Genomic DNA, 12159 nt, shown 5'->3' on the forward strand with positions numbered 1-12159 from the left:
CTCTCCAACTCTCCGTATTCAGCTCAAAAAGGCGCCCCAAGGGAGGGGCGCCTGGGGGAACTTAACACCAAGGAATTTACGGGCGGAAGAACAATTCACCGGGCGAACATCGCAGTTGGGAGGGGATGTAACGAGAGGAGAACGATCGCCGAAACATACGCACTCAAAGGCGCAGCCAAGGGTGCGAAAAGGCCAGTTCGGACCTTATTCCGGCGTTACGCTCCCGCTCTGCAAGCAGCATTAACTGATATGAGGGTGGGGACTGGTGAGGGGACATCACATGCGCCGGGGCAGACGCCTGCCGGCCGCGCTGATGGCAGCCGCGCTCGGCGCGGGCGGCCTTGCTCAGCTGGCCGCGGCGCACACGGCATTTGCGGACGAGACGGCCAACAGCGGTACGCAGACCGGGACAAGCGCCCACGGAACCAAGAATTCCGCGTCCGGAATCAGCAATTCCGGAGCCAAGAATTCCGGAACTGAGAGCTCCGGAACTGGGGATTCCGGAACTGGGAATTCCGGCACGGCCGAGACGCAGGCGCTCGCGCAGGCCAGGAAGACCGGCCGCCAGGTCGAGATCATGGACCGCCGCGACGCAATGGCGCAGGTGCTGGCCAACCCGGACGGCTCGCTCACCATGCGCCAGTACGTGCGCCCCGCCTTCGCCCGGGTCGACGGCGTCTGGCACACCGCCGACGCCACGCTGAAGCAGGGCGCCGACGGCCGGCTCGCCCCGGCCGCCGCCACCTTCGGCATCTCCTTCTCCGGCGGCGGCACCGGCCCGCTCGCCACCCTGGCGAAGGACGGCGGGACCCTCTCGCTCTCCTGGCCGGACGCGCTGCCGCAGCCCCGCGTCGAGGGCGACACCGCCCTCTACCCCGAGGTGCTGCCCGGCGTCGACCTCACCCTGCGCGCCGACGTCGACGGCTTCGCCCAGCACCTCGTCGTCAAGACCCGCGAGGCCGCGGCCAACCCGCGCCTCGCCGAGCTCTCGCTCGCGCTGCACACCGCGGGCGCCCGGCTGAAGGCCGACGCCAAGGGCAACCTCACGGCCACCGGCACCCGCTCCGGCGCCCGTCTCTTCAGCGCCCCCGCACCCACCATGTGGGACTCCTCGCACCTGCCGAAGCAGGCGGCGGCCCGGCTGACGCGCGGTGTGCGCCCGGCCGCCGAGACCGCGCCGCCCAAGCTCCACGCGATGGGCACCGAGGTCACCGCCGACCGGCTGCGGATCACCCCCGACGCGGCGATGCTGAAGGACCCGAAGACGGTCTTCCCGGTCGTCATCGACCCGATCTTCTCCGGCGGCGGCCGCAACAACTGGGCCATGGCCTACAAGCAGTCGGGCAACTCCTCGATCGCCAACACCGCGTACTGGAACGGCGGCACCTTCAGCGACAAGCTCGCCCGGGTCGGCCACGAGACGTCGACCAACGGCACCGCCCGCTCGTACTTCCAGCTGAACACCAAGGGCCTGGCCGGATCGAAGATCATCTCGGCCAAGTTCAACGTCTTCAACAGCTACGCGTGGTCGTGCACCAAGACCCCGGTGGAGCTGGGCCTGACCGGCCCGATCTCCTCCGCCACCACCTGGAACAACCCGCCCGCCTGGAAGCAGACCCTCCAGGAGAAGACGTTCGCCCACGGCTGGTCCTCGACCCAGTGCGCCGCCGCCGGCGAGGACTTCGACGCCGGCGCGATCAAGACCGCGGTGCAGGCGGTCGCGGACGCCGGCGGCAACGACATCACGCTCGGCCTGCGCTCGCGCGCCGACTTCGAGGGCAACGAGCAGAGCTGGAAGAAGTTCCAGAACGACCCGAGCCTGGAGATCACGTACAACACGGCGCCGAAGGTGGACTCCTCGGCCGCCTACCAGGGCTCCTGGGCGCCCGGCGCCGACGGGCTCGTGCAGGTCGCCTGCGCCACCGACCCGGCCGCGTTCCCGGTCGTCGGCAACAACGGCCTCACCCTCACCGCGAAGATCTCCGATCCGGAGGGCGGCCAGATCACCGGCGCCTTCCAGCTGAAGGAGTACGACACGGGCACGGTCATCGCCTCGCCCACCTCGACCGTGACCGCGGGCGGCACCGCCCAGGCCCGGATCGACGGCTCGCTGCTCGCCACCGGCAAGCGCTACACCTGGTCCGTCCAGTCCCGTGACGGCCTGGACACCTCGGCGTGGACCACGGCCTGCGGCTTCGGCGTGGACAAGGCCGCGCCCGCCCAGCCCACCGTGACCGCCGCCGACGGCCACCCGCTGGACGTGGCCGAGCTGCCCGCGCGCAGCGACCGTACGCTCACGTTCGCCTCCACCGACCAGGGCGGCGTGGACGGCTTCTGCTACGCGCTCAACCAGCCGCTGTCCGTCTCCGACATCAAGTGCCCGGCCGGTACGTATGTGAAGGCGGGCGCCGACGGCACCGCCACGGTCACCGTGAAGCCGAGCCTGTGGCCCGCCAACCGGCTGCACGTGGAGGCGTACGACAAGGCGGGCAACACCTCCGCGTACGGCGGCGGTTCGGCCCCGACCGACACCACGCTGATCGCCACCGACCGGCCCGTGTTCGTGCACGACGCGGCCGGGCGGGTCCACGGCGACCTGCCGGGCGACCTCGACGGCGACGGCCAGGTCGACCTGCTGGCCACCGCCTCCGACGGCACCCTGCGGCTGCTCGGCGGCAAGGGCGACGGCACCTTGAAGGCGCCGCGCACCATCGCCTCGGGCGGCTGGAACGGCGCCCGGCCGGCCCACCGGGGCGACTTCATCGCCGCCACCGACGGCCAGACGATGGACGGGTTCGAGGACTTCTTCGTCAAGACCGGCAACAAGCTGTACCTGTACCCCGGCGACGGCAACGGGATGCCGCTCACCACCCAGCGCAAGGAGCTGCTGCGCCCCACCGGCAAGGACAACGGGCCGCTGACCGGCCCCGGCGGCCTCTGCCTCGACGTGAAGTCCGGCGCCACCGTCAACGGCACCCCGCTCCAGATCTACACCTGCAACGCCACCACCGCCCAGGACTTCCAGCTCACCGGCGGCGCCCTCAAGGTGCTCGGCAAGTGCGCGGCGGCCGCGGGCACCGACCTCGCCTCGCCGGTCCAGCTGGCCGACTGCGACGGCGGCCCGGCCCAGCAGTGGCTCGACCGCGGCGACGGCTCCCTGCTCAACCAGGGCTCGGGCCGCTGCCTGGACACGGCGGGCGGCGCCGTGGTCAAGAGCACGCCCGCGCAGATCCTGAACTGCGACGGCGACGCCACCCAGGACTGGGCCGTCCCGGGCACCTGGGCGGGCACCGGCCAGATCCTCACTCCGCGCGACGCCGACGGCATGCCCGGCGCCGACCTCATCGTCCAGGAGGGCGAGGGGATGTGGCTGTACTCCGGCACCGCCGAGGGCCCGCTCGCGGCCGAGCCCGGCTCGTACAAGCTGCTGCCCGCCAAGCAGTTCGGCTTCACCTCCTGGGACCGCTTCGACTTCACCTCGCCCGGTGACGTCAACGGCGACGGCATCCCCGACCTGCTCGGCCGCCACGTCACCACGGACCCGGCGAGCGCCGACTACGGCAAGCTCTACCTGTACCCGGGCACCCGCGCCACGGACACCTCGGGCAACACGACGTACGGCATCGGCACCCGGACCGTCTACGGCCCGAGCGCCTGGCAGTCGACGAACATCCCGCTCTTCGCGAGCACGGGCAACGCCCAGGGCACGGTCGTCGACACCGGCACGTACCTGAAGTTCGTCCCGACGACGGGCCAGGAGACCCCCGACTTCTGGGCGGTCTTCAAGGCGGCGCCCGGCGGCCTGCGCTTCTATCCCGGCACACCGACGGGCCACGGCACCTCGGTGATCGTGGGCGACACCGCCCTGACGCAGGACGTGGTGGGTCTGTTCTAGCCCGCGCCGACACGACCGTGCGCCCGCCCCCGGCGATCCGGGGGCGGGCGCACGCGCGTTCAGCGGGTCAGGACTTGGGCAGGGTGTTCACATAGTTCTGACCGGCCGTCGCGTACTCCGCCGCGGCCTTCTCCACCTCGGCCCCGGAGACGGCCTGACCGGCCTTGCAGTAGAGCCAGTCCACCTTCATGTCCCAGGTCCGCTTCCCCTTGAAGGGGAGGTCGACGAGCCAGGCGCTGAAGTGGATGCCCATGCGCTCGCGCGGGAAGTACTTGCCGCCGTGGGTGAACAGCTTGCGGCCGTCCACCGAGTACGTGACGGTCCCGTTCACCGCGGTGATCATCATGGTGTGCCAGCCCTTGAGGCTCAGCTTCTGGGTGCGGGTGGTGCGGTCCCCCTGCTTGCCGCTGCGCCAGCTCGTGGTGTCGAGCCGGGGGCCCGGCGCGCCCCAGCCGCCGTTCGGCATGTACTCGTAGTCGAGCTCGCTGTAGCTCTGCTTCTCCGACTTGCCGATCGAGGAGATCGTGAAGAAGGACTCGTTGATGTGGTCGCCGTTGCGGCCGCCGGTGGGCTTGTCGCTGAAGTAGACGCGGGCGGCCACGGTCCCGGTGAAGAAGTCGGGCTCGGCGCGCTGGAGTTCGGCCTGCTTGGTGCCGCCCTTGGTGCCGTCGCTGGTGACCCGCAGCTGGAGCACCTGCCCGGCCGTCTCCCCCGCATCCTGCTTGTTCTGGTTGTTCTGGTTGTTCTGCTTGTCGCCGGTCCCGGCCGGGAAGCTGACGTTGCCGGCCGACCAGGTGCCGCGGATACCGGGGCCGCCGCCGTCGGTGCGCGCCCGCCAGCCGTTGGAGGCGAGCGCGGGGTCGGTGGGGCCGCTGTAGTGGAAGTCGTCGAACAGGACGCCCTCGGCCGCGGCCGGCGCGGGGGCGGCCTGGGCCCGGCCCGGCGCCGAGCCGCTCGGCTCCTCGCCCCAGGCGAGCGCGCCGCGCAGATACGCGGTGACCAGCTTCGAGGGCGCGTAGTGGGTGACCTTGGCGTCGAACGAGCGGTCGTCGGACTGGTCCAGCGCCTTGTGGTCCAGGCGGTAGAGCTGGAATCCGATCGCCTCGGTGGTGCCGCCGGGCTTCAGACTGCCCGCGCCCTCGGTGAAGCCGATCTGGAGGTAGTGGTCGGCCTTGGGCGCCGATCCCGCGAGCGCGCCCACCTTCTGGGTCACGTTCGAGCAGTGCAGGCTCGTCTGGAGGCAGTTGGCGCCGTACGCGGCCGCGTCCTCCGCGCTGAAGTAGTACCGCACGGTGACATCCGTCAGCGCCACGGTCTTCTGGGAATTGTTGATGACTTCAAGCCAGGGTTTGGCCGTCGGTCCGGTGGCGGGAGCGTCGTTCCGGTAACGAACGGTGAGTTCTGCGGAAGCGGAGGATGAACCGGAGGGGGAATCTCCTTCTCCGGGGCCCCATTTGAAATAGGCCGCGGTGCCACCGGCGACGACTATCGCCATCACGAGCACCATTTTCAGCACGGTCCACCCACGACGGGGAGTGCGGCGGGGACTGCTCACTGATGCTCCGATTCACAGCTGGTCGTATTCCGCACCATCGTAACCACGGCTCTCCACCTGCCGTCCTGCCATTACCGGCCGCCCAACATCACGGAATGGGCTCTTCCAAAAGTGTCCTTGGTCACCGCTTTACCTTCGGTAAGCCCACCAGACGCCCCATCTGCCCAGTTTTGTCGGACCCCGACCCCGGACGCCTGAATTACGGAACGATGAACAACTGCCGACGTGGCCGAACTTGACCGGAGGGGCGCGCGGACGTGATGTACCTTCTCGTTGAGCTTTCACAGGTCCAGACCAACCGGAGCCTGTGACTTTCATTTCTGAGTGGGGGAGACCTTGTCGGGCACTACTGCGCGCCGCCGCGCGCGCACTGGGGACCCGCGCGCGTCGCGGAGCCGGCACCGCAGAGGCCGCGTCTCCCCCGTACAGCTGGGCGGCGACGCCCTCTACGACACGGTGATCCTCGTTCCGGCCCGGAACGAGGAGGTCGGCGTCTTCACCTCGCTGAGGTCGCTGGCCGCCCAGAGCCGCCACCCCGACCTCATCGTCGTGGTGGTCAACAACTCGACGGACCGCACCGAGGAGTACGCGAACCAGTTCGCGGACGACCCGCACACGCCGCCCACCGTCGTGCTGAACCTGGACGACAACCCGCACAAGAAGGCGGGCGCCCTCAACTACGGCCTCGACTGGCTCAGGGAGGCCGTCGGAGGGCGGCTGACCAGCCAGGTCAGACATGTCCTGGTGATGGACGCCGACACCGAGCTGCACCCCAAGTTCATCGAGCGGGCCCGTAACGTCATCGCCTCGGACCCGGCGATCGGCGGCGTCAGCGCCGCCTGCCTGGGCCGCACCGACCTGTGGCGCAACCCGTGGCAGCGCTACCTCCTCGGGATGCAGATCATCGAGTACGGCCGGGCCGCGAACGCGCGGTACCGCAAGGACATCCACACCATGTCCGGGGCCGGTTCGTTCTACCGGAGCGAGGCCCTGCAGAGCCTGCTCGACTGGCGCGGCCAGGTCTTCTGGGAGGACCACCGCAACCTGGTCGAGGACTACGAGACGACGCTGGCGCTCAAGGAGTCCGGCTGGAAGGTCACGGCCAACCAGCTCTGCATCGCGTACACCGACCTCATGCCCACGCTCCGCGAGCTGATCCAGCAGCGCGAGCGGTGGAGCCGGGGAACCGTGGACACCCTGCGCCGGCGCGGCTGGACCAAGTTCACCTGGCACTCCATCACCACGCTGTTCCTCGGAATTCTGGGCTCCGTCTATGTGCTGGGCTGGGGAACGACCCACTTGGTGATGGCCCTGAAGCAGGGCTTCGCCAACATGCCGCTCGTCTTTTTGCTGCTCTTTGCCTTCTGGATCGTCTATCCGGCACTCCGGGTGAGGAATCTCGGCTGGAAGGCGATGCTCGTCGAGGCCGCGCTCATCCCGGAGTTGGTGTTCACGGTGGTGCGGACCTACTGGCTTGTCTCATCCATCGTGAAGTCGTATCTGACCCGCGTATCCGCGTGGAAATGAGTCGAGGAGAGAAATGAATTCCCTCAGGGGTCTGGGGATCTGCGCGCTGCTCGCGGCCCTCGCGTACGCGCTGACCCAAGTCGCCGACGTGGACCAGCTGTTGCTGGCATTCACCGTCGTCGTCATCTCGGTGTCGCTGTTCACCTATGCGGCATCCACCCGCCGCCGCCGGCACGACCGGCGGATAGCCGCGGGCGAGTAAAGGACGAGGTTCGCGGGGGCGCGGCGCCTGGACCACCACGGGCTCTCACCGCCCCGGCGTCCACCGCTCCCCCCGCATCAGGTTCCCCAGCCCCGCCCACGCGAAGTTCATCAGCGTGGCCGCCGCCTCCTTCGCCGAGACGTCACCCGTCTCGTTGGCCCAGCCCGCCAGCGACTCGGCCGCGCCCACCAGGGCCTGGGCCAGGCCCGTCACATCGCGGGCGGCCAGGTCCGGGGCATCCGCGGTGTGACAGGCCTGGCGGGCCGCCGCGCCTATCAGCGCGGTCACGAAGGCCACGATCTCTTCGCGCATCGCCGTGACCTCGGCGGCGAACGGCTCGCCGTGGGTGCGGGCCTGACGGTGCAGCACCGCCCAGGCGTCCGGGTGCTCGGCGGTGTGGACGAAGAAGGCCCGCAGACCGGCCCACAGCTGGGCGTCGGCGGGCAGCGACGGCTCGACCCCGGCCCGTACGGCGTCGACGAGCGCGCGGGCCTCCCGCCGGATCACGGCGGTGAAGAGGTCTTCCTTGGAGTGCAGATAGAGGTAGACGAGCGGCTTGGAGACTCCGGCGAGCTCGGCGATCTCGTCCATGGAGGCGGCCCGGTACCCGAGCCTGCCGAAGGTCCGTACGGCCGCGTCCAGCATCTGCTGTTCCCGCACGGCCCGCGGCATCCGCCGGGCCCTGCCCGAGTCCGCGCCCCCACCGGCACCCATCAGTCCGCATCCTCCCGGGAAGCTGTCCTGCTCCCGGGCAAGGGTACGTGCGGGCGGTTACTGGACCGCGCCGTCCTCCTGGCTGCGGTTCGCCTCCAGGCGGGCCTTCGCCGTCTCGACCTTGGTCACGATCTGCGCGGACATCTCGTCGCGCTGCTTGCGCAGCAGGACGAAGCTGAGCGGCGCGGAGAGGACCAGGGCGAGCAGGACGACCCAGATCGCGTTGGCGTCGCCGAGCCCGGCGGGCATGATCTCGAAGTGGACCAGGAGGGCGACGAACACCAGACAGCCGACGAAGACGGCGACGCGCATCGCGGTGTACCGGACGGTTGCGCTCGGCTTGGCGATGTTCACGGCTGACCTTCTCTCTCGTACGGCGATCCTGCCCGACCAGTGAAGCACGCCCGCAATTGGATCAATTCAGCGGGAGCAGCATGATGATGTCGTCGCGGTCGTCCCCGTCCGCGACCCGGATCGCGCCCGGTACGCGGCCGACCTCCTTGTATCCGCAGGAGGCGTAGAACCGCTCAAGACCGAGGCCGCCCCGGCAGGTCAGCCGTACCGCCTCGATCCCGTCCAGGGACCGGGCGGCGTCGGCGAGGGCCGCCATGAGGTCGCGGCCGTACCCCCTGCCCTGGGCGCCGGGGTGCACCATGACGGTGTACGCCCAGATCCAGTGCCGCATCAGCCGGTGGCTGTTGGACGCGAGGAACGCGGCCGCGGCGACGGTTCCGTCCTCGTCGAGGCCGACGAGGAGGCGGACGCGGCCCTCGGCCATCCCGACGAGGTGTCGCACCAGCTCGGCGCGTACGTCCTCGACGGCCACCGGAGGCACGAACCCGACCGCGCCCCCGGCCTCCGACACGTCCGCCCACAGCCCGAGGACGCCGTCGCGCAGCTCACGCGTGACGGGCGGGTCGAGGTGGAACGTCAGACCCACGGCAGTCAGAGCCTCATCGCCTGGGGCGACTCGCGCAGCGCCGGGTCCGGGCCGTCGTACTCACGGATGATCTCGTACCGGGTGTTGCGCTCCACCGGGCGGAACCCGGCCTCCCGGATCAGGTCGAGGAGGTCGTCGCGGGTCAGCTTGTTGGGCGTGCCGTAGTTGTCCGCGTCGTGCGTGATCTTGTACTCGACGACCGAGCCGTCCATGTCGTCGGCGCCGAACTGGAGCGCGAGCTGGGTGGTCTGCACCCCGTGCATCACCCAGAAGCACTTCACGTGCGGCACGTTGTCGAACAGCAGCCGCGAGACCGCGAAGGTCTTCAGGGCCTCGGCGCCGGTCGCCATCGTGGTGCGCGCCTGGAGCTTGTTGCGGACCTTGCCGTCCTGCATGTCCACGAAGTCGTGCTGGTAGCGCAGCGGGATGAAGACCTGGAAGCCGCCGGTCTCGTCCTGGAGCTCACGAAGGCGCAGCACGTGGTCGACCCGGTGCCGGGGCTCCTCGATGTGCCCGTACAGCATCGTCGAGGGGGTCTTGAGACCCTTCTCGTGGGCGAGCCGGTGGATCCGCGACCAGTCCTCCCAGTGGGTGGCGTGGTCGACGATGTGCTGGCGGACCTCCCAGTCGAAGATCTCCGCGCCGCCGCCGGTGAGCGATTCGAGGCCCGCCTCGATCAGCTCGTCGAGGATCTCGGACGCGGTCAGCCCCGAGATCGTCTCGAAGTGGTGGATCTCCGTCGCGGTGAACGCCTTCAGACCGACGTCCGGCAGCGCCTCCTTGAGGGCCTTGAGCGAACGCGGGTAGTAGCGCCACGGCAGCGTCGGGTGGAGCCCGTTGACGATGTGCAGCTCGGTGAGGTGCTCGCTCTCCATCGCCTTGGCGAGGCGGACGGCCTCCTCGATGCGCATCGTGTACGCGTCCTTCTCGCCCGGCTTGCGCTGGAACGAGCAGTACGCGCAGGACGCGGTGCACACGTTCGTCATGTTGAGGTGCCGGTTGACGTTGAAGTGGACGACGTCACCGTTCTTGCGGGTGCGCACCTCGTGGGCGAGGCCGCCGAGCCAGGCCAGGTCGTCCGACTCGTAGAGCGCGATGCCGTCCTCGCGGGACAGCCGCTCACCGGCTCGGACCTTAGCCTCCAGCTCGCGCTTGAAGCCCACATCCGTGATCGATGCGGTCATGCGGCGGCCTCCCAATGTCTTCCGTACAAAGCCTCCACCACGTTACGCCCCCGCCTACTCGGGCAATTCGCCGACCCGGTTCTCCCACTTGGTGGAGAGCACGATGGTCGTCCGGGTGCGCGAGACGCCCTTGGTGGAGCCGAGCCGGCGGATGGTCTTCTCCAGACCGTCCACGTCCGAGGCGCGGATCTTGAGCATGTACGAGTCGTCGCCGGCGATGAACCAGCAGTCCTCGATCTCCTCCAGGTCGCGCAGCCGGCGCGCGACGTCCTCGTGGTCGGCGGCGTCGGAGAGCGAGATGCCGATGAGGGCGGTCACCCCGAGGCCGAGCGAGGCGGCGTTGACGGTGGCGCGGTAGCCGGTGATGACGCCGGCCGCCTCCAGCCGGTTGATGCGGTCGGTGACGCTGGGCCCGGAGAGACCGACGAGCCGGCCGAGTTCGGCGTACGAGGCCCTGCCGTTCTCCCGCAGAGCCTGGATGAGCTGCCTGTCCACGGCGTCCATATGCCTGAAGCCTTCCATTGTTCAGCAATACCGCGAGTTTAGGTGTAGAATCTAAGGTACACAGGGGCGACACCCTGTGATTCATTCAGCTGCTTGCATCATTTTCCAGCAGATCAAAGACGATCTTTCAGGAGTGTTGACACCGTGTACACGATCGAGATGGCCTACGCCCGTATGCGCGAGCTTCAGGACCTGGCCAACCGCTCGCGTGCCCACCAGCCCACCGCGACGAAGCGCCGCGCTCTGAAGCGCGCCGCCAAGAAGCGCTAACCGGGACGGGAGCCTCCCCCGAGCTCCCCCTCCCACCGGCGGTACAGACCGTGCGGCACGGCCGCCGCGTCCAGCACCCGCCCGGCGACGAAGTCCACCAGATCCTGGATGTGCGTCGCCCCCGCCCTGGGAAGGGGTGCGGGGGTGCGGAGGTGTGGGGTGCGCAGGGTGGTGGCAGTCACAGCGGTGCAGCAGGTTCAGGTCATCTCCGGCCCGCTGTTTTCATTGTGAAATAAATCTGCTTGGCGTGAAGATTTTCAAACCTTCTGCGGGGTCTGTGGTGGAATTATCCCCTCCCTTGAGAGAAAACCGGCCCTCCTGATTTCCGCGACCGAAAATATTGGCGTCTGCGCGGATTTCATGGGCGGCATCCGGATGAAGTAACCCCCCACACCAACGGGCAAACCGCCTAATTTCAGCCCTGTGGGGAAATGCGCCCGAGGCTGGACGCATGATCACGCTCCATGAAGACTTGAGGGAAATTCGTCGGGAGTTCGTCCGGCACTGTGTAGTCGGCGCTCACTGCGCGTCGGTCGACCGAGTCCTGAATTCCGGGCGAGACCCGACTGTCCGATGGGGGATGAAATGACGAAGGCCGTTGCTCTCATTACCGGTGCCAACAAGGGAATTGGATTAGAGATCGCGCGCCAGCTGCACGAGAGAGGTGTCACCGTGCTGCTGGCCGCGCGCGACGAGGAGCGCGGCACGGCCGCCGCCGAGAAGCTGGGGGTGCCGTTCGTCCAGCTGGACGTGACCGACCCGGACAGCATCAAGAAGGCCGCCACCTGGGTCGACCTCGCGTACGGCAAGCTCGACATCCTGGTGAACAACGCGGGGGTCACGGTCGTCGAAGAGGAGGGCCGGCCCAGCATCGCCTCTCTCGACGTCATGCGCCGCATCTACGAGACCAATGTCTTCGGTGTGGTGGCGGTGACCAACACATTCCTGCCGCTGCTGCGCAAGTCGCCGGCGGGCCGGATCGTCAACCAGTCCAGCGGGAGGTCGTCGCTGGGGCAGACGCTGGACCCGGAGCATCCGGTCTGGCGCGTCCCGGTCAATCTGTCGTACAGCTCCTCCAAGACCGCGCTCAATATGGTCACGGTGTCCTACGCCAGGGAGCTGTGGGACACCGCGATCAAGGTGAACGCGGTCGACCCGGGCTGGTGCCGCACCGACATCAACGGCGGCGAGGGCTACCGGTCCGCCGAGCAGGGCGCGGCCATCGCCGTGAAGCTCGCCACCCTCGACGCCGACGGTCCGACCGGCACCTTCAGCGACGAGCGGGGCACGGTGGCCTGGTAGCAGGCGCCTCACCGCAGAGGCTCCGGCGGGCGTCGCCACCTGCGAAGACCCCGGTTCCGTACCCCT

11 protein-coding genes and 1 pseudogene are annotated in these 12159 nt (G+C 69.0%); 5 read left to right on the forward strand and 7 right to left on the reverse strand.

All coding sequences use genetic code 11. The annotated features are described in order from the left end of the window. Positions 1–577 precede the first annotated feature (577 nt). On the forward strand, positions 578–3895 hold the full coding sequence (locus A8W25_RS13390) for a ricin-type beta-trefoil lectin domain protein (RefSeq protein ID WP_158942497.1): 3318 nt from the start codon (positions 578–580) through the stop codon (positions 3893–3895). Between the two features lie 67 nt (positions 3896–3962). On the opposite strand, the gene A8W25_RS13395 is transcribed toward A8W25_RS13390, so the two are convergent. Further along, positions 3963–5402 carry a cellulose binding domain-containing protein gene (locus A8W25_RS13395; protein ID WP_067160244.1) on the reverse strand — a complete coding sequence of 480 codons (1440 nt, stop codon included), beginning with the start codon at positions 5400–5402 and terminating at the stop codon, positions 3963–3965. A 372-nt stretch (positions 5403–5774) separates the two neighbouring features. On the opposite strand from A8W25_RS13395, the gene A8W25_RS13400 reads away from it, so the two are divergent. Further along, positions 5775–6977 (forward strand): glycosyltransferase family 2 protein, encoded by a 1203-nt coding sequence (locus tag A8W25_RS13400; RefSeq protein ID WP_079125998.1) that lies wholly within the window; start codon positions 5775–5777, stop codon positions 6975–6977. 13 nt (positions 6978–6990) lie between these two features. After that, positions 6991–7179 (forward strand): hypothetical protein, encoded by a 189-nt coding sequence (locus A8W25_RS13405; RefSeq protein ID WP_067160250.1) that lies wholly within the window; start codon positions 6991–6993, stop codon positions 7177–7179. A gap of 45 nt (positions 7180–7224) precedes the next feature. Here A8W25_RS13405 and A8W25_RS13410 read toward each other — a convergent pair whose 3' ends face one another. From A8W25_RS13410 to A8W25_RS13430, 5 genes are all read right to left on the reverse strand, one after another. After that, a complete protein-coding gene (locus A8W25_RS13410; protein WP_067160253.1) occupies positions 7225–7893 on the reverse strand; it encodes a TetR/AcrR family transcriptional regulator in 669 nt (222 codons plus the stop codon). Between the two features lie 57 nt (positions 7894–7950). Beyond that, a complete protein-coding gene (locus A8W25_RS13415; protein WP_067160256.1) occupies positions 7951–8247 on the reverse strand; it encodes a DUF4229 domain-containing protein in 297 nt (98 codons plus the stop codon). A 61-nt stretch (positions 8248–8308) separates the two neighbouring features. Then, positions 8309–8833 (reverse strand): GNAT family N-acetyltransferase, encoded by a 525-nt coding sequence (locus A8W25_RS13420; protein WP_067160259.1) that lies wholly within the window; start codon positions 8831–8833, stop codon positions 8309–8311. 5 nt (positions 8834–8838) lie between these two features. After that, on the reverse strand, positions 8839–10017 hold the full coding sequence (gene mqnE / locus A8W25_RS13425; protein ID WP_067160262.1) for an aminofutalosine synthase MqnE: 1179 nt from the start codon (positions 10015–10017) through the stop codon (positions 8839–8841). A gap of 54 nt (positions 10018–10071) precedes the next feature. After that, positions 10072–10521, reverse strand: a complete 450-nt coding sequence (locus A8W25_RS13430; RefSeq protein WP_067160265.1) for an Lrp/AsnC family transcriptional regulator — start codon at positions 10519–10521, stop codon at positions 10072–10074. 144 nt (positions 10522–10665) lie between these two features. Here A8W25_RS13430 and A8W25_RS35440 point away from each other — a divergent pair, with 144 nt between their 5' ends. Next, the gene (locus tag A8W25_RS35440) at positions 10666–10791 is read left to right on the forward strand and encodes a hypothetical protein (protein WP_267890376.1); all 126 of its coding nucleotides are present in this window, start codon (positions 10666–10668) and stop codon (positions 10789–10791) included. Here the strand turns inward: A8W25_RS35440 and A8W25_RS13435 are convergent. Continuing rightward, positions 10788–10931: pseudogene (locus tag A8W25_RS13435) on the reverse strand (aromatic acid decarboxylase); the annotation flags it as partial. The gene A8W25_RS35440 and the pseudogene A8W25_RS13435 overlap by 4 nt on opposite strands. Positions 10932–11376: 445 nt before the next feature. On the opposite strand from A8W25_RS13435, the gene A8W25_RS13440 reads away from it, so the two are divergent. After that, entirely contained in the window at positions 11377–12093 is a 717-nt protein-coding gene (locus tag A8W25_RS13440; RefSeq protein WP_067160271.1) for an SDR family oxidoreductase, read from the forward strand. Positions 12094–12159: the final 66 nt, after the last annotated feature.

Origin of the sequence: Streptomyces sp. ERV7 (assembly GCF_001653515.1) — a bacterium.
GTDB lineage: Bacteria > Actinomycetota > Actinomycetes > Streptomycetales > Streptomycetaceae > Streptomyces.